Annotated in this window: 11 protein-coding genes; 3 read left to right on the plus strand and 8 right to left on the minus strand. The window is 71.7% G+C overall.

Annotated features, from left to right (window positions below; translation table 11 throughout):
• Positions 1-37 precede the first annotated feature (37 nt).
• The 3 genes from ACIPFH_RS11075 to ACIPFH_RS11085 form a co-directional block, all read right to left on the minus strand.
• Positions 38-1,774 (minus strand): serine/threonine-protein kinase, encoded by a 1,737-nt coding sequence (locus ACIPFH_RS11075; RefSeq protein ID WP_401825001.1) that lies wholly within the window; start codon positions 1,772-1,774, stop codon positions 38-40.
• Positions 1,775-1,942: 168 nt separating this feature from the next.
• Entirely contained in the window at positions 1,943-4,537 is a 2,595-nt protein-coding gene (locus ACIPFH_RS11080; protein WP_401825003.1) for a protein kinase, read from the minus strand.
• A gap of 229 nt (positions 4,538-4,766) precedes the next feature.
• Positions 4,767-6,968, minus strand: a complete 2,202-nt coding sequence (locus ACIPFH_RS11085) for a serine/threonine-protein kinase (protein ID WP_401825160.1) — start codon at positions 6,966-6,968, stop codon at positions 4,767-4,769.
• A 252-nt stretch (positions 6,969-7,220) separates the two neighbouring features.
• Here ACIPFH_RS11085 and ACIPFH_RS11090 point away from each other — a divergent pair, with 252 nt between their 5' ends.
• The gene (locus ACIPFH_RS11090; protein ID WP_401825162.1) at positions 7,221-8,264 is read left to right on the plus strand and encodes a serine hydrolase domain-containing protein; all 1,044 of its coding nucleotides are present in this window, start codon (positions 7,221-7,223) and stop codon (positions 8,262-8,264) included.
• Between the two features lie 79 nt (positions 8,265-8,343).
• Here the strand turns inward: ACIPFH_RS11090 and ACIPFH_RS11095 are convergent, their stop codons facing one another.
• On the minus strand, positions 8,344-10,050 hold the full coding sequence (locus tag ACIPFH_RS11095; RefSeq protein ID WP_401825004.1) for a glycerol-3-phosphate dehydrogenase/oxidase: 1,707 nt from the start codon (positions 10,048-10,050) through the stop codon (positions 8,344-8,346).
• Between the two features lie 351 nt (positions 10,051-10,401).
• Between ACIPFH_RS11095 and ACIPFH_RS11100 the strand changes: the two genes are divergently transcribed.
• Complete coding sequence (locus ACIPFH_RS11100; protein ID WP_401825006.1) at positions 10,402-11,610, plus strand: nucleotide sugar dehydrogenase; 1,209 nt, start codon at positions 10,402-10,404, stop codon at positions 11,608-11,610.
• 654 nt (positions 11,611-12,264) lie between these two features.
• Here ACIPFH_RS11100 and ACIPFH_RS11105 read toward each other — a convergent pair.
• The 4 genes from ACIPFH_RS11105 to ACIPFH_RS11120 form a co-directional block, all read right to left on the minus strand.
• A complete protein-coding gene (locus ACIPFH_RS11105) occupies positions 12,265-13,389 on the minus strand; it encodes a GuaB3 family IMP dehydrogenase-related protein (RefSeq protein ID WP_020132149.1) in 1,125 nt (374 codons plus the stop codon).
• A 128-nt stretch (positions 13,390-13,517) separates the two neighbouring features.
• Positions 13,518-15,020, minus strand: a complete 1,503-nt coding sequence (gene guaB / locus ACIPFH_RS11110; RefSeq protein ID WP_401825008.1) for an IMP dehydrogenase — start codon at positions 15,018-15,020, stop codon at positions 13,518-13,520.
• Between the two features lie 154 nt (positions 15,021-15,174).
• Entirely contained in the window at positions 15,175-15,762 is a 588-nt protein-coding gene (locus tag ACIPFH_RS11115) for a sigma-70 family RNA polymerase sigma factor (RefSeq protein WP_057584634.1), read from the minus strand.
• A 416-nt stretch (positions 15,763-16,178) separates the two neighbouring features.
• The gene (locus tag ACIPFH_RS11120) at positions 16,179-16,790 is read right to left on the minus strand and encodes a response regulator transcription factor (RefSeq protein ID WP_003948568.1); all 612 of its coding nucleotides are present in this window, start codon (positions 16,788-16,790) and stop codon (positions 16,179-16,181) included.
• 379 nt (positions 16,791-17,169) lie between these two features.
• Between ACIPFH_RS11120 and ACIPFH_RS11125 the strand changes: the two genes are divergently transcribed.
• Positions 17,170-17,499 (plus strand): WhiB family transcriptional regulator, encoded by a 330-nt coding sequence (locus ACIPFH_RS11125; protein ID WP_355705315.1) that lies wholly within the window; start codon positions 17,170-17,172, stop codon positions 17,497-17,499.
• The last annotated feature ends 67 nt before the right edge of the window (positions 17,500-17,566 follow it).

Below are 17,566 nucleotides of genomic sequence, written 5' to 3' on the forward strand. Positions count from 1 at the left end.
CCGAAAGCAGGCCACCGGCGCCCCGCCGGCCGGAACCCTACGAGGTCGGCTCGCGCCAGTTCTGCAGTACGGATGTGAACTGCTTGGCCGTCGTGGCCCAGTCCTCGGCCGGCGAGGACATGTAGATCACGTACTCGCTGCCGTCCCGGGCCATGTACGTCTCCTCGATCGCGCGGCGCGGCCCGGGGAACTCCGTGTCCTTCGCCAGCGCGGTCCAGGTGTACTCCCACTTGGAGCCGGCCCGGTCCCGGTAGACGTTCTTCTCCAGGGTGACCCGGTTGTAGGCGACCAGCCGATCCAGCTGCTGTTCGAGGTCGACCTGATGCGCGTAGGGGTCGCTGAAGTCGGGGGACGCGTCGAGGGCGATGCGGACGAAGTGCTCGCCGCCGTCGGGCGTGTAGTCGACCTGCTTGAGGTCGCCGTCGTCCTGGTACACGACGCGCTCCCAGCCCTCGGGCAGGGAGAGCCCGAAGCCCAGCGGGTCGTCGATCTCGTGCCAGGACTCGGGTACGGTCCCCTCCGAGGCAGGGGTGCTCGTCCCGGCGGATGTGCTCGGGCTCGGTGAGGCGGACGTCGACGACGTCGACGCCGACCCGGCGTCCTTCTGCCGCCCTTCGTCCCACTTCTGCCATGCCACCGCCGTCCCCCCGCCGACCAGCGCGGCGAAGACGACCACGAGCGCGAGCAGACGACGGCGCCTCGGCGGCCGGGTCGGCGGCGTGGCCGGCGGCGTGGCCGGGACCGGTCCGATGTTCGTCGGTCCTATGGCGGTCGGGCCCATGGCGGTCGGCCCGGTGACGGGGTGGCCGGGTACGGGCGTCGTCACCTCCGGGCCGAGCGGGACGTACGCGGTGCCTGACGTGGGGTGGGACGGGGAGTGCGGCTGGGAGTGGTGATCCCCCGTGACGCGGTCGGGGCCCCCGAACTGCGTCGGCACATACGCCTGTGCCCCGCTGGGGCGTCGTCCGTCGGCCGCTTCGGCGAGGAGCTGCTCGGCCTCGGCGGTGTCGGGACGGGTGGCCGGGTCCTTGCGCAGCAGGGCGGTGATGACCGGGCCGAGCGGGCCCGCGTACCGGGGGTCGGCGGCCTCCTCCTCGACGACGGCCTGAAGGGTCGTCAGTGGCGAGGTACGCCGGAACGGCGAACGTCCCTCGACCGCCGTGTACAGCGTCGCGCCCAGCGCCCACAGGTCGGAGGACGGGCCGGGGTCGTGGCCGCGCACCCGCTCGGGCGCCAGGTAGTCGACCGAGCCGACGACCTCCCCGGTCCGCGTGATGGTGCTGTCGCCCTCGATCTGTGCGATGCCGAAGTCGGTGAGGAGGACACGGCCGTCGTCGGAGAGGAGCACGTTCCCGGGCTTGACGTCACGGTGCAGGACTCCGGCGGAGTGCGCGGCGCGCAGGGCGCGCAGCACCCACAGCCCGATCCGGGCGGCCTCGGCGGGCTCCACCCGCCCGTCCTCCTTGACGGCGTCGGCCAGCGAGCGGCCCTCGACCAGCTCCATCACGATCCACGGACGGCCGTCGTGCTCGAGCACGTCGTGCACGGTGACCACGGCGGAGTGGTTGATCCGCGCGGCCGCGCGGGCCTCGGCCCGGGTCCGCGCCAGCAGGACGGCCTGGTCGCTCTCCGCGACATAGAGCGCGGCCGTCAACTCCTTGATGGCGACGGCCCGGTGGAGCAGCTCGTCGTGCGCACGCCACACCCGGCCCATACCGCCGCTCCCGATGGCGTCGGCGAGCCGGTAGCGACCCGCCAGGAGCAGGCCCTGCATCTGATTCACGTTGCCCCGCAATGCTCTTGACAGGCTCAGCGTAAAGACCGGGCCGCTTCCGGGGAACCGGCGGGGTCCCAAGGAGACACCACTGTGACGGTTGTCGCTTCTGCGACCGGACGGGAACCGAACGGCGCCGGTCGGCGGCGGGCACGTCCCGGCGGGCGCTCAGCCGGTGTACTGGTAGGTCGCCGATGCCTGCTCGAACAGCCGGGTGACCTCGTCCCGCTCGGCCTCCGGCCCTCTGACCTGCACGATGTGGTACCGCCCCGAGATGAGGATCGCGACGTTGCGGACGTACAGTTCCTGTCCGCCGCCGTCGGTCCAGGTGAACTGCCCCTCGGCCATGGTCCGCGAGCCCACCGTCGTCGTACGCAGCCCGGAGGCCGTCGCCCAGCTGGAGTCGCGGTACGGCTGGAGCTCGCTCTCCTTCTCCCGCTGGTAGACCATCGGGTCGCTGCCGTTCGACGACGCGCTGTCACGTCCGGGGACGACGATCAGCTCGAAGTCACCGTGCGCGTACACGATCTGGCCGCGTCCGTTCTTCGCCTTGCGGTTCCAGCCGTTGGCCACGGCGACCTTGAAGCCGGCCTCGTCCGCACGGACGGTGAAGCCGTCGGCGACATCCGCCCCGGCCCCGCCCCCGGTCTGCGTCTCGGTGGCCTCCGCCGCCGAGGACGCGGAGGACGCGGAGGAACCGGTGCCCGGCGCGGTCTGGTCGGGCCGGGGCGCACTGCTCACCTCGGGCGCCTGGCCGCCCGGCGCCCCGGTGGCCCCGGTCCGCTGGGAGCCGTCCGTACCGGCCGCGTCCTCCTCGCCCGACTTCGGCATGAACATCAGGGCGTACGCGATCGCCGCGGCCAGCACGAGCAGGATCAGCACCAGCAGGGTCCGGCCCAGGCTGCGGGGCGAACGGCTCGTCTCCGGCCGGCCCCGCTTGTGCCGCCCGTGTGTCGCGGGCAGACCGGCGCGCCGTCTGCGCACCAGCTCGCCCCTGCGGCGGACGATCGGCAGCCGGCGCGGATCGGTCGGCGGCGCTGCGACGACGTACGTCCCCGCCTCCGGCTCCGGCGCGGACCGCACCAGCGAGCGCAGCCATCCCCGCAGCTCCTCGAAGTCGAGGCGCTCGGTGGGGTCCTGGCGCAGCAGAGACTCCACGACCGGCCTGAGCGGTCCGCACTCCTCGGCGAAGGCGGGCGGCTCGGCGCACACCATCTGCACCAGCTCGGCCGTCGACTCCTCCGGGTAGGGCGCGTGCCCCTGTACGGCCCGGAAGAGCAGCGCGCCCAGCGCCCACAGGTCGGTCGCGGGACCGATCGGCGCGGCCAGCTGCCAGTTCTCGTGCACCGGCCCGGCCTGCTCGGGCGCCCACCGTTCGGTGACCGGCCCGACCACGGCCATCCGCGCCTGACGTGCCCGCTCCGCGGCCAACGCGGTGGCCGGCCCCCGCCTGACGACGCTGTCGGGCGTCCCGGCCGCCGACTCGCCCCAACGGGCGCCGCCCCGCCCTTCACCCGACGGCACCTGCCCAAGCCCCTGGCCCTGCACCGGAATCTGTGCGCCGGGGACGGGCGTGAGCGAAGCGTGCGACGCCGGAGCGGCGGCATGCGGTGAGCCGACGGGACCCGCCCCCGGACCGGGGCCGGCGGTGTGGACGTGGGCGGACGGCCCCTGGCCGTACCCGGGCGCGGGCGGTCCGGACATCGGGGCACCCGAGACGCCGTACGGGTCCGCGATCTGCCCCGGAGGATCGCCCCCCAAGGACCCGTGACCGCCGTCGGCCGGGGTACGGGCGCCGGGCAGGGCCGCCCGTCCGTTCTGCTGCGCCTCCTGGGCCTCCTGCACCCGGGCCGCCGCTCGCGCTCCCGCGCGGTACGCGGCGATCGCCCCGGCGCGCGCGGCACGAATGTCTCCGCCGGTCTCCACGGGCGCCCTGCGGGCCACGGCCCCGCCCCCACCGGACGGCTCGGCCGCCGGCACCGGCAACGCACCGGACCCCCGCGCCTCTATGGCAGCCCGTCGAGCCGCCTCCGGGTCGGCCGCCCCGCCGCCGGACCCGGCCCCGGCGGAACCACCGAAACGCCCCGCCGCGCCCTGCGTGGCCGCCGCGCCGCTCGCGCCCTGCGCGGCCGCGTCGTCCGCCGGCACCGGGTCGTATCCGCACAGCGCCTCTTCCGCCGCGCCGACCGCGAGGCCGGTCAGCATGACCCGCCCGTCGTCGCAGACGAGGACCGTGCGCGCGGTGATGTTCCGGTGCACCCAGCCGTGTGCGTGCAGCACCCGCAGTGCCATGAGCACGTCGGAGGCGACCTCGGCCGCCCGGTACGGCGTCAGGGGCTTCTCGGCGAGCAGTGCCGACAGCGGCCGCGCGGCAACCAGTTCACTCACTATCCACAGCGAACCGCCCTCGGCGAACACGTCGAAGACCTGGTCGAGCCGTGGATGGTCGGGGATGCTCGCCGTGGCCTGCGCCGCCTCCATCGCACGCCGTACGACGGGGTCGGCGGGCCGTCGCGTCCCCTCACCCGCGCCTCGTGTGCTCGGCCGCCGTGTGCCGCGCTCCCGCGCCTGGAACCCCTCGGGCAACCCCTCGGCGTCGAGCACCTCCGCCTCGACGACCTCCGGCAACGGCACCTGTCGGACCAGGACTTCCTGCCCGCTGTAGGTGTCGAAGGCCCGCGTCTCGGTGAGTTCGAACTCGTCGGAGGGCGGCAACGGCAGGCGGTAGCGGTCGACGAGCACCCGACCCGCATAGTCGTCCACGTTGCCTCCCCCGGCCGCCCGGTCGGTCAATTCCGTTCGCGTCGCGGGCCGTTACCGCCGTATCCGGCCGTACAGCTGGATGCGTACGGTCCGCAAGCACTCACGATACGTGCCGGAGGCAACCCGCAAAGAGGGGATGCCAGATCTGACGCCGAACCGGGCTGCCCGACGACGGTCCGACGACCGCTCGGCAGCTGCTCGACGACTGATGGCGACTGCTCGGCGGCTGTTACTTCTTGGGCTGGAAGCTGTCCGCGAGCGTGGCCCAGGTGGTCTGCCGCAGGTCGGTACCCCACGCGGCGGACTTCGCCGTGTACATCAACGCGTACCCGAGACCGTCGTTCACGACGAACCCGCGGTCGATGGTGCGGTACGCCGTCCCGCTGTCCGTGTAGGTGAACTCCCAGTCGGCCGTGTTCCAGCCGCGGTAGTCCGCCTGCTCTATTCGGACCTTCTTGTACTGCGAGCGCGTCATGTAGCGCTCCTGGTTCTTCCAGTCGGCGACGGGGTCACCCTTGGGCGTGGTCGTCCAGGCGACGAGCAGCTTCTGTCCGTCGGGCCCGGTGAAACGGTCCCCCGCGGAGACCGAGGTCTGGTACTTCCACCCCGCGGGCAACCCGATCGAGTACCCCTGGCCGCCCTTGTGCGTCGTCGCCACGTCGGTGTTCCCGGACGCGGTGACGCCGGATCCGGCGCCCCCGGCCGCGGCGGTGTTGCCCGACGCGGAACCGGACGACGCGCCGGACTGCGAGGACGACCCGCCCGCACGGGTCCCGCTGTCCTCGTCCTCCTTGGTGTCGGCGCTCGCGCTCGCGCTGGCCACCGCCCGGGAACCGCCGCCGCTCTTCGAGCCGCCGGCGGTGTCGTCGTCACCGCCGAGGGTGAGGGCCAGCACGGTGCCGAGCACCGCGAGCACCACGACCACGGCGATGATCAGCAGCGTCCGCCTGGGCACCACGTCGGTCAGCGGTGCCCTGGGCACGGGCCGCGGCGGCAGATCCGGCGGCGTCATCACGGGCCACCCGGAACTCCGCCCGGCACCCCCGCCGACGGCGGAACCGGAACCAGAACCGGAACCCGTCCCCGAGCCGGCACCCGTCCCCGCAGCCGTCCCCGTTGTCCCCTCACCCGAACCGGAACGGGCCGCCGGAACGGACGCGGACGCCGATGCCGTGCCGGACACCGGCCTTGACGTCGACCTGGCGGCCGGGGCCGGAGCCGACGCCGATCCCGTGGTGGCCCGGGGGGCCGGGGTCACGGGCGCGGCAGCGGACGGGGCGGCGGAAGCGGCGGTCCCGGTACCCCGAGCCGCCCCACCCTCCCGCGCCCCGCTCTGCCGGGCCTCGGCCGCACTCACGGATTCGGAAGCGCTCGTCCCGTTCGCCGACTTGGCGCGGGCCGCGGCCGCCGAGGTGGCGGCGCCAGCCGCGACGGCGGCCTTGCGCACGGACCGGAACGCGCCGCGCAGCTTCTCGCCCGCCTCCGCGCCCGCCGAACTGCCCTTGCCGTTCGAGGCGTCCGGCAGTACGGGCAGCGGCACGACCTTCGTCGCGTCCGTCGGCTCGGCGTGCCGGGGCTCGGGCGCGTGGAGCACCGCGTCGAGCATCGCCCGCGCACCGGCGTCGTCGAGCCGACGCACGGGATCCTTGGTGAGCAGGCCGTAGATGACGTCCTTCAGCGGACCCGCGTTCTTCGGCTCCTCCAGCTGTTCGGTCATCACCGCGGTGAGCGTGGCGATCGCCGAACCCTTGTCGTACGGGGGCGAACCCTCGACCGACGCGTACAGCAGACCGCCGAGCGACCACAGGTCGGCCGCCGGTCCCGGCTTGTGACCGCGGGCCCGCTCCGGGGAGATGTACGAGGGCGCGCCGACGAGCATGCCGGTGGAGGTGATCGACGGGTCGCCCTCCACCTGGGCGATGCCGAAGTCGGTGAGCACGACCCGGCCGTCCTCGGCGATCAGCACGTTCGACGGCTTCACGTCACGGTGCAGGATGCCCTCGCGGTGCGCCGAACGCAGCACGTCGAGAATCGCCAGCCCGACCTCGGCCGCTCGCTTCGGCTCCAGCACGCCGTCCTCACGGATGACCTCGGCGAGCGACTTGCCCTCGACGAGTTCCATCACGATCCACGGCCGGTCGTCCTCCTCGACCACGTCGAAGACCGTCACCGCGCTGTTGTTGCGGATCCGCGCGATGGCCTTGGCCTCGCGCAGCGTCCGCGTGATCAGCCGGCGCTTCTCGTCCTCGTCGATGTTCCCCGGGAACCGCAGCTCCTTGACGGCGACCGTGCGTCCGAGGGTCTCGTCCTCGGCGCGCCACACCGTCCCCATGCCGCCGCGGCCGAGTACGTCTCCCAGCCGGTACCGCCCGGCGAGGAGACGTGCGCTCTTGTCCTGACGGGATGCTCCCGCCCGCTCCGCCTCCGACATGCGTCCCCTCATGCAACCCGCCCTGACAGAGCCTTCATTGTCCCTCACCCGACAAGTGCCCGACGCCCAGGGTGCCCCTCATCCCCTCCCGACCGCACCCAGGAGTGGAGCATTCCGGCCAGAAGGTGCAGCACGCTCAGGCCAAGGAGCCCCACGAGCCCCGTCCGAGAGGCAGATGCCGGCTGAAGGGGGGCGCGACCCGCCCTGGATGATGAGCGTGCCGGCGGAGGAGCGAAGCCAGGAGGAGCCGTGATCGCGCCACTTCGGAGCGTGGTGGCCGTGCCCGTGGCCCTCGCGCTCCTCGGCCTGTTCGCGGCCGGCTCGCAGGCGGCCCCCGTGCCGCCCACGGATGCCCTTCTCCCGCTGCTCGTCTCCCGGGGCAGGGCGCCCGCCGCCGCCCTGCTGGCCCGTGAGGAGCCCGGCACCCGCTACACACAGGCGGGTGCGGACATCTCCCGGTCCGACCACTTCCGGGCCGGCAGCATCACGAAGACCTTCCTGGCGACCGTGGTGCTGCAACTGGCCGCGGAGCACCGGTTGTCGCTGTCCGACACGGTGGAGTCGCACCTGCCGGGCCTGGTGCGCGGGGCGGGCAACGACGGGCGCGCGCTGACCCTGCGTTCCCTGCTCACTCACACCAGCGGCCTGTACGACTTCACCCGGGACACCGGGGGCGCCGTCCCGCTCACTCCGCTCCAAGCCGTACGAATCGCTGTCACCCACTCTCCGGCCGACCGCGGCCGCTTCGCCTACTCCAACACCAACTACGTCCTGCTCGGCCTGGTCGTCGAGCAGGTCACCGGCCGCTCGTACGCCACGGAGGCAGAGCGGAGGATCATCTCTCCCCTGCGTCTGGCAGGCACCTCCTTCCCGGGCTCCCGCACCTCTCTCCCCTCCCCGCACGGCCACGCCTACGGCACGGACGGGACCGACGTCACCGAACTCGACCCGCGGGTGGCCGGGGCCGCGGGCGAGCTGGTGACCACACTCGCCGACCTGGACCGCTTCTACGCGGCACTGCTCGGCGGCGAACTGCTGCCCCCGCGCCGGCTGCGCGAGATGCTCGACACCCGTACCGCACACGGCTCGTACGGCATGGGCCTGTTCCCCGCGAGACTCCCGTGCGGCGTCACGGTCTGGGGACACAACGGCCGGATCGCCGGCAGCTACGTGCGCACCGCGGCCACCGTCGACGGCCGGCGTGTCCTCACCTTTCGGGTGAACACGACGGCGATCGCAGACCCCGGCCTCGAACCGGCCCTGCTCGCCGCCGAGTTCTGCCCTCGCAATCCGTAGAACGAGCCGGTTCCGAACGGAGATCCCAGTTCGCGACACTCGTTCGAGTGAAGCAGGCGAGCCCGTCCGGGTGGGCGGGTCAGAAGGACACGATGTCGGGCGCTCCCAGTCGGGCCGCGTCCGCCGTCAGGTCGTCGGGCTGACGCTGGGACTCCCGCTCGGCCTCCACCCGCTTCTCGTAGTGCTGGACCTCTCGCTCGATGTGGTCCTTGTCCCAGCCGAGGACCGGCGCCATCAGCTCGGCGGCCTCGCGGGCGCTGCGCGCGCCGCGGTCGAAGGTCTCGATGGAGATGCGGGTACGGCGCGTCAGGACGTCGTCCAGATGCCTGGCTCCCTCGTGCGAGGCGGCGTAGACGATCTCGGCCCGCAGGTAGTCGTCGGCGGCCTGGAGCGGCTCACCCAGCGACGGGTCCGCGGCGATGAGGTCCAGCAACTCCTCGGTCATCGCCCCGAAACGGTTCAGCAGATGCTCCACCCGCACCACGTGCAGGCCGGTCCGTGCGGCGATCCGCGCCCTCGCGTTCCACAGCGCCCGGTAGCCCTCGGCGCCCATCAGCGGCACATCCTCCGTGACGCAGTCGGCGACCCGCTGGTCGAGGCCGCGCACCGCCTCGTCGACCGCGTCCTTCGCCATCACCCGGTACGTCGTGTACTTGCCGCCCGCCACGACCACCAGTCCCGGCACGGGATGCGCGACGGTGTGTTCGCGCGACAGCTTGCTGGTGGCGTCGGACTCGCCGGCCAGCAGCGGCCGCAGCCCGGCGTAGACGCCCTCGACGTCGTCGCGGGTCAGCGGAACCCTCAGCACCGAGTTCACATGCTCCAGCAGATAGTCGATGTCCGCGCTGGAGGCTGCCGGGTGGGCCTTGTCGAGGTCCCAGTCGGTGTCCGTGGTGCCGACGATCCAGTGCCGGCCCCAGGGGATGACGAACAGCACGGACTTCTCGGTGCGCAGGATCAGCCCCGAGGTGGAGCTGATGCGGTCCCTCGGCACGACGAGGTGGATGCCCTTGGACGCCCGGACGTGGAACTGCCCGCGTTCCCCCACCATCGCCTGGGTGTCGTCGGTCCACACGCCCGTGGCGTTGACGACCTGCCGGGCGCGGATCTCGTACTCCCCGCCCCCCTCGACGTCCTGCACCCGCGCGCCCACGACACGTTCGCCCTCGCGCAGGAAACCCGTCACCCGCGCACGGTTGGCCGCCTTGGCCCCGTAGGCCACGGCCGTGCGCACGAGGTTGGCGACGAAGCGGGCGTCGTCCATCTGGGCGTCGTAGTACTGCAACGCGCCGACCAGCGCGTCCTTCCTCAAGGCCGGAGCGATGCGCAGGGCGTGACGACGGGTCAGGTGGCGGTGCGTCGGCAGGCCGCGGCCGTGTCCGCGGGCCATGGACATCGCGTCGTAGAGCGCGACGCCCGAGCCGGCGTAGAGCCGTTCCCAGCCCTTGTGCTGGAGCGGGTACAGGAAGGGCACCGGTTTCACGAGATGGGGTGCGAGCCGCTCCAGGAGCAGCCCGCGCTCCTTCAGCGCTTCCCGCACGAGTGCGAAGTCGAGCATCTCCAGGTAGCGCAGGCCACCGTGGATCAGCTTGCTGGACCTGCTCGACGTGCCCGACGCCCAGTCGCGCGCCTCGACCAGTCCTGTGGACAGGCCGCGCGTCACGGCGTCCAGGGTGACGCCCGCGCCGACCACTCCGGCTCCCACCACCAGCACGTCCAGCTCACGCTCGGCCATGGCTGCCAGTGACTCGGCTCGCTGTGCCGGCCCCAGTGTCGCTGTCCTCACCGCTGCCTCCCGCTGTCGGTAGCGCCGGCCGCACCCTCAGGGCGAGATCCGGTTCGTATCCCCCATGCCCAAATTCTGACCGTGTTGCCCGGCATCAGCCACCAGTCGCCCCCAGCCTGTGGACAACTTCCACGGAACCTGTGCCGGCCTGCCGGAAAACACGGCGGTCACAGCCGCCACGGCCGGTCGACACACCGCCCGGGCCGGTCGACCGACACAACCGGCCAACACAGTCGATCAATCCCGCATAACGGTCATATTTACTCCTAGTCTGACATTGCGCTCGCCCACTTTGTCCACCGGGCTTGCGCACCTGTCCCACCTCGGTTACTGGGAAGGACGGCATACGCCATGCCCGCAGATCTCGCCGTCATCGGACTCGGCCCGTTCGGCCTGCCCGTGGCCCAGGCCGCCGTGGCGGCCGGCATCCCGACCATCGGCTACCGCACCGGCCCGGAGGCCGGCTCCCTCAGCCCCGCCGAACTGCGCAGGATGCTCTCGGGAGGCTTCCGGCCCGCCACCAACCCCGCCGAACTGGGGCGGGTGCGCACCGCCGTCATTTGCGCCCCGACCCCGCGCGACGCGGACGGCGGCCTGGATCTGAGCCAGGTGGAGACGGCCGCCCGCACCCTCGCCGGACACCTGCGCCCGCACACCACCGTGATCCTCGAGTCGCCCGTGTACCCCGGAGCCACGGAGGAATTCCTGCGACCGATCCTCGAGGAGACGTCGGGCCTGCGCGCGGGCCGCGACTTCCACCTCGCCTACTCCCCCAGCCGGGTCGACCCCGGCAACCGCGCCTTCACCCCCGCCGGCACCCCGAAGGTCATCGGCGGCCTCACCCCCGCCTGCACCGAGTCCGCCGCCGCCTTCTACGGCCGTCTCACCGACAAGGTGGTACGCGCGCGTGGCCTGCGGGAGGCCGAGACCGTGCAACTCCTGGAGACCAACTTCCGGCACGTCAACATCGCCCTGGTCAACGAGATGGCCGTCCTCTGCCACGACCTGGGCGTCGACCTGTGGGACGTCGTCCGCTGTGCGGAGACCAAGCCCTTCGGCTTCGAGGCCTTTCGCCCCGGCCCCGGTGTCGGCGGCCACTCCGTCCCTCTGGACCGCACCGGCCACGCCGGCAGTCCGCTGCGCCTGGTCGAACTTGCCCAGCAGGTCAACCACCGCATGCCCCGCTACGTCGTCCAGCGCGCCGCCGCCCTCCTCAACGAGCACGGCAAGTCGGCGCGGGGCGCGCGCGTGCTGCTGCTCGGCGTCACCTACAAGCCGGACCTCGCCGACCAGCAGAACACCCCCGCGCGCGAGATCGCGGTCCGCCTGATGGAGCTCGGCGCCGCCGTCAGCTACAACGACCCGCACGTCCCGTCGTGGAGCGTCCTGGACCGCCCCGTGCCGCGCGCCGACTCCCTCTACGAGGCCGCCGCCGACGCCGACCTGACGATCCTCCTCCAGCAGCACCGGACGTACGACCTCCAGGGCCTGTCGGTGAAGGCGCAACTGCTGCTGGACACGCGGGGAGCCACCCCAACGGGGGCGGCGCACCGGTTGTGAGACGGGGCGCACGTGGCCGACCCGGGCTCCGGGGGCTGGTGGCGTACGGCAGGGCCCGCCGGTAACGTACAAAACAGGAGGAGCCCACCGCAGGGGCTACTGCGGCAGGCTCCAGGATGGATCACGAGTGTCCGCCCCTACTGTGTTTGGGGGCGGCCGCACGCCATCCGAAACAGGTGGAGCCCACCGCAGCGGTCACTGCGGCAGGCTCCAGGATGGATCACGAGTGTCCGCCCCTAGTGTGTTTGGGGGCGGCCGCTCACCATCCGAAAAGACGCAAGATCCACCTCCTCCGGCACTGCACCGTCCGAAGACGGAGTCGGTCCCAGCGGGTGGGCTTGCGGTGACGTCCCATGGGCGCCCCCTTCCACGACGCCGCCCATGACCCGGTGAACGGCACGTTCAGGAACTCGGGCCGGGCCCCGAGGGCCGGGGTCCGGAACCATGTCCTTGGAAGGGGGCACCCCACACAACTGGGGCGCCGACCCGGACGCTATCGCCCACGACCCCTCTGACCAGCCCGGTTCCACTCCGAACGCAACCGCGCGCCCCCAGTCCACGCCACACGCCCCGGCCCGTCCGGGCATGCGAAAGGGCCGGCCACCTCACCCGAGTGAGTGGACCGGCCCCTGCCGACGTCCTACGGAAAAGCGCCTATCGCCGGTGCACCGAGTCCGCGACCGTCACCTCGACGCGCTGGAACTCCTTCAGCTCGCTGTAGCCGGTGGTGGCCATGGCGCGGCGCAGGGCGCCGAAGAGGTTCATCGAGCCGTCCGGCGTGTGCGACGGGCCCGTGAGGACCTCCTCGATGGTGCCGACCGTGCCGAGGTCGACCTTCTGCCCGCGCGGCAGTTCCTCGTTGACGGCCTCCATGCCCCAGTGGTGGCCACGGCCCGGAGCGTCGGTCGCGCGCGCGAGCGGCGAGCCCATCATCACCGAGTCGGCGCCGCAGGCGATCGCCTTGGCCAGGTCGCCGGACCAGCCGACGCCGCCGTCCGCGATCACGTGCACGTACCGGCCGCCGGACTCGTCCATGTAGTCACGGCGGGCCGCCGCCACGTCCGCGACCGCCGTCGCCATCGGGACCTGGATGCCCAGCACGTTGCGCGTGGTGTGTGCCGCGCCGCCGCCGAAGCCGACCAGGACGCCCGCCGCGCCCGTGCGCATCAGGTGCAGGGCAGCCGTGTAGGTGGCGCAGCCGCCGACGATCACCGGCACGTCGAGCTCGTAGATGAACTGCTTCAGGTTCAGCGGCTCGTGCGAGCCGGAGACGTGCTCCGCCGACACGGTCGTGCCGCGGATGACGAAGATGTCCACGCCCGCGTCCACGACGGCCTTGGAGAACTGGGCCGTGCGCTGCGGGGAGAGCGCGGCCGCGGTGACCACGCCCGAGTCGCGCACCTCCTTGATGCGCTGCCCGATCAGCTCCTCCTTGATGGGAGCCGCGTAGATCTCCTGGAGGCGGCGGGTCGCGGTCTCCGCGTCCAGCTCGACGATCTCGTCGAGCAGCGGCTGCGGGTCCTCGTGCCGGGTCCACAGGCCCTCGAGGTTGAGAACGCCGAGGCCGCCCAGCTCGCCGATGCGGATGGCGGTGGCCGGGGAGACGACCGAGTCCATGGGGGCGGCCAGGAAGGGCAGCTCGAAACGGTAGGCGTCGATCTGCCAGGCGATCGAGACCTCCTTCGGGTCCCGCGTACGGCGGCTGGGGACGACGGCGATGTCGTCGAAGGCGTACGCCCGGCGGCCGCGCTTGCCGCGCCCGATCTCGATCTCAGTCACGTGTGTGGCCTTTCCCTGATGCGTTGCAGCGTCTTCCAGTATCGCCGACGGGTACGGCAAGGGCGGCCCCGGAGTCTCCGGGGCCGCCCTTGCCGACGCCTGACGCGCGCCTCACGCGCGCGTACACGTCACTTGTTGCTGTAGTTCGGAGCCTCGACCGTCATCTGGATGTCGTGCGGGTGGCTCTCCTTGAGGCCCGCGGAGGTGATCCGGACGAAGCGGCCCTTGGACTCCATCTCCTCGATGGTGGCGGCGCCGACGTAACCCATGGTCTGGCGCAGACCGCCGACGAGCTGGTGCAGCACGTTGCCCAGCGGGCCGCGGTAGGGCACCTGGCCCTCGATGCCCTCGGGTACGAGCTTGTCGTCGGCTCCGACCTCGGCCTGGAAGTAGCGGTCCTTGGAGTACGACTTGGCCTGGCCGCGGGACTGCATGGCGCCCAGCGAGCCCATGCCGCGGTACGACTTGAACTGCTTGCCGTTGATGAACTGCAGCTCGCCCGGCGACTCCTCGCAGCCCGCGAGGAGGCTGCCCAGCATCACTGTGTCGGCGCCGGCGGCGAGCGCCTTGCCGATGTCGCCGGAGTACTGCAGGCCGCCGTCGCCGATCAGCGGGATGCCCGCCGGGCGGGCGGCGAGAGAGGCCTCGTAGATGGCGGTGACCTGCGGGACGCCGATGCCGGCGACCACGCGGGTGGTACAGATCGAGCCGGGTCCGACACCGACCTTGATGCCGTCGACACCGGCGTCGATCAGCGCCTGGGCGCCGTCACGGGTGGCGACGTTGCCGCCGATCACGTCGACGCGGACGCTGGACTTGATCTTCGACATCCAGCTGAGGGCGTTGCTGTTGTGGCCGTGCGAGGTGTCGACGACCAGGAAGTCCACACCGGCTTCGGCGAGCGCCTGGGCCCGCTCCAGGGCCTCGGGGCTGGCGCCGACGGCGGCGCCGACGAGCAGCCGGCCCTCGGCGTCCTTGGCGGCCCGGGGGTACTGCTCGGCCTTGACGAAGTCCTTGACCGTGATGAGGCCCTTGAGGACGCCCGCCTCGTCGACCAGGGGAAGCTTCTCGATCTTGTGGCGGCGCAGCAGCTCCATGGCGTCCGTGCCGGAGATGCCGACGTGACCGGTGACCAGCGGCATCGGCGTCATGACCTCGCGCACCTGACGGGTGCGGTCGGACTCGAAGGCCATGTCGCGGTTGGTGACGATGCCGAGCAGCTTCTTGTTGCCGTCGGTGACCGGGACGCCGCTGATGCGGAACTTGGCGCACAGGGCGTCGGCCTCGGCCAGCGTCGCGTCCGGATGCACCGTGATCGGATCGGTGACCATGCCGGACTCGGAGCGCTTCACCAGGTCGACCTGGTTGACCTGGTCCTCGATGGAGAGGTTGCGGTGCAGTACGCCGACGCCGCCCTGGCGGGCCATCGCGATCGCCATGCGGGACTCGGTGACCTTGTCCATCGCCGCCGAGAGCAGCGGGATGTTGACACGGACATTTCGAGAGATGCGGGACGAGGTGTCGACCGCGTTGGGGAGCACCTCGGATGCGCCCGGCAGCAGCAGCACGTCGTCGTAGGTGAGCCCGAGGGTCGCGAATTTTCCGGGCACTCCGTCGACGTTGGCAGTCATGACACCTTCCCCAAATGGCCTTGATCGGTGCGGATGTCCATGCTAACGGGAAGCGCACCTCCCGAATTCCACGGTCGAGCGTGACTCCGGGCTTCGTATGTTCGTACGGAAACGATCGGCACCCTGTTCACCGACGCCCGTGCCGATGGGACGGCTACTGCTCGGCGAGCGCCCGCAGCCTGCTCAGGGCCCGATGCTGAGCCACTCGGACCGCCCCGGGTGACATTCCCAACATCTGGCCGGTCTCCTCGGCGGTGAGGCCCACCGCGATGCGCAGCAGGAGCAGTTCCCGCTGGTTCTCGGGCAGGTTGGCCATGAGCTTCTTCGCCCATTCGGCATCGCTGCTGAGGAGGGCGCGCTCTTCGGGGCCGAGCGAGTCGTCGGGCCGTTCGGGCATCTCGTCGGAGGGGACCGCCGTCGAGCCCGGGTGCCGCATCGCGGCGCGCTGGAGGTCGGCGACCTTGTGCGCGGCGATGGCGAAGACGAAGGCCTCGAAGGGCCTGCCGGTGTCCCGGTAGCGGGGCAGGGCGAGGAGGACCGCGACACAGACCTCCTGGGCGAGGTCCTCGACGAAGTGGCGCGCGTCGCCGGGCAGCCGGGACAGCCGGGTGCGGCAGTAGCGCAGCGCCAGGGGATGGACATGGGCCAGCAGGTCGTGGGTGGCCTGCTCGTCCCCGTCCACGGCGCGATGGACGAGTGCTCCGATCGTCCCCACGGCAGTGACCGCCTCGTCATCGCGCATCGGTCCATGGTGCACTGCGGCCGGACCGGCCGCGGCACCGTGCCCGTCGTTGTGCACCGAAGCGTTATGAGCAGGTGCGCCGGAACTCATCCCCTGCGCCCTCCCCTCCCGCTCGACCGACTCGTCCCCGAGGAACTCCACACCTCAAGGATGCGGCATCCGCGGCGAAACGAGCAGCGGGCAACCAGCGAGAGCCTGCGCCACTGCCGCCCGCCGTGCGCCGGGAGAGGTCCTCGCCGGGTCTCCGGACCGCGTCTGAGCAGGGAGGTTCGCTCAAGACCCCGCTCCCCTCAGTGAATGACGGATGTCACCCGAGCCCGGTCGGATCCGCCGGACGGTCCAGCACCCGTCCCCCTTCGGACCGGGTCCTGGACCGCGGGAACCGGCAGGCGGGGACGGGCGGCCGGGGACGGCTCCTAACGGACCAGTCCCCACCGGAAACCGAGCGCCACGGCGTGCGCGCGGTCCGAGGCGCCGAGCTTCTTGAACAGCCGTCGGGCGTGCGTCTTGACGGTGTCCTCGGAGAGGAACAGCTCGCGGCCGATCTCCGCGTTGGAGCGGCCGTGACTCATGCCCTCCAGGACCTGGATCTCACGCGCGGTGAGGGTGGGCGCCGCGCCCATCTCGGCCGAGCGCAGCCGGCGCGGGGCGAGCCGCCAGGTCGGGTCGGCGAGGGCCTGGGTGACGGTCGCACGCAACTCCGCGCGCGAGGCGTCCTTGTGCAGGTATCCCCGGGCGCCGGCGGCCACCGCGAGAGCGACGCCGTCGAGGTCCTCGGCGACGGTCAGCATGATGATGCGGGCCCCGGGATCGGCGGACAGCAGCCGCCGTACGGTCTCGACGCCGCCCAGTCCGGGCATGCGTACATCCATCAGAATCAGGTCCGAGCGGTCGGCACCCCAGCGGCGGAGGACTTCCTCGCCGTTGGCCGCCGTCGTCACGCGCTCGACGCCGGGCACGGTCGCGACCGCGCGGCGGAGCGCCTCTCGGGCAAGCGGGGAGTCGTCGCAGACGAGGACGGAAGTCATGGCCGCCCTCCGCAGCTGATGCGCGTCACCTTGTGCCTCCAGGCTGTTACAAATCGTCACCTGTGCGGTCGACCGTCTCGGACGCCTGCCCGAGCGTTTGTGTTTTCAACCGCCACCGCACTCTCAACGACGGTCACTCGAAAGAGTTACGGGGCCGCATGCATTCTTCGGCACTCTACGTGAGGGGGCGGATACAGAGGAGGCAACCACACGGACCCTCAAGCTTTCATCACAAGCGATGCCCCATACGGCCCTATTTCTTCCCTTTTGCTGGTGTCTGAGGCTAGATTCGCAATGAGTCATATTTTCATCTCCTTAGATCGTAGTTGTACGGTCGTGGGCACCGTATCCGCTCTGAACGGCTGCAAGGGGTCACGTAATGGCAGATTTCTCCCGCCTTCCCGGACCGAACGCGGACCTGTGGGACTGGCAGCTCCTGGCTGCCTGCCGCGGAGTGGACAGTTCGCTCTTCTTCCATCCGGAGGGTGAACGCGGGGCGGCTCGGAGCGCTCGAGAGAACTCGGCCAAGGAGGTCTGCATGAGGTGCCCGGTCCGTGCGCAGTGCGCTGCGCACGCGTTGGCGGTACGTGAGCCGTACGGCGTGTGGGGCGGGTTGACCGAGGACGAGCGCGAAGAGCTCATGGGCCGGGCGCGCAACCGCCTGGTATCGGCGTCGCCGGGCGCGAGAGACGCCTCGTCGAACACATGAAGGAACGTTTCTTCGACACTCCGTGGGCAGGAATCCCGAAAGCGGCGGGCACACGCGTGTGCCCGCC

It is taken from the genome of Streptomyces sp. NPDC088157 (assembly GCF_044741545.1).
Lineage (GTDB): Bacteria > Actinomycetota > Actinomycetes > Streptomycetales > Streptomycetaceae > Streptomyces.

What these genes read in the sequence shown, in the direction of transcription:
- ACIPFH_RS11075 (WP_401825001.1), bottom strand. Translation starts at nt 1,774, where the DNA reads ATGCAGGGCCTGCTCCTGGCGGGTCGCTACCGGCTCGCCGACGCCATC.
- ACIPFH_RS11085 (WP_401825160.1), bottom strand. Translation starts at nt 6,968, where the DNA reads ATGTCGGAGGCGGAGCGGGCGGGAGCATCCCGTCAGGACAAGAGCGCA.
- ACIPFH_RS11100 (WP_401825006.1), top strand. Translation starts at nt 10,402, where the DNA reads ATGCCCGCAGATCTCGCCGTCATCGGACTCGGCCCGTTCGGCCTGCCC.
- guaB (WP_401825008.1), bottom strand. Translation starts at nt 15,020, where the DNA reads ATGACTGCCAACGTCGACGGAGTGCCCGGAAAATTCGCGACCCTCGGG.
- ACIPFH_RS11115 (WP_057584634.1), bottom strand. Translation starts at nt 15,762, where the DNA reads ATGCGCGATGACGAGGCGGTCACTGCCGTGGGGACGATCGGAGCACTC.
- ACIPFH_RS11120 (WP_003948568.1), bottom strand. Translation starts at nt 16,790, where the DNA reads ATGACTTCCGTCCTCGTCTGCGACGACTCCCCGCTTGCCCGAGAGGCG.
- ACIPFH_RS11125 (WP_355705315.1), top strand. Translation starts at nt 17,170, where the DNA reads ATGGCAGATTTCTCCCGCCTTCCCGGACCGAACGCGGACCTGTGGGAC.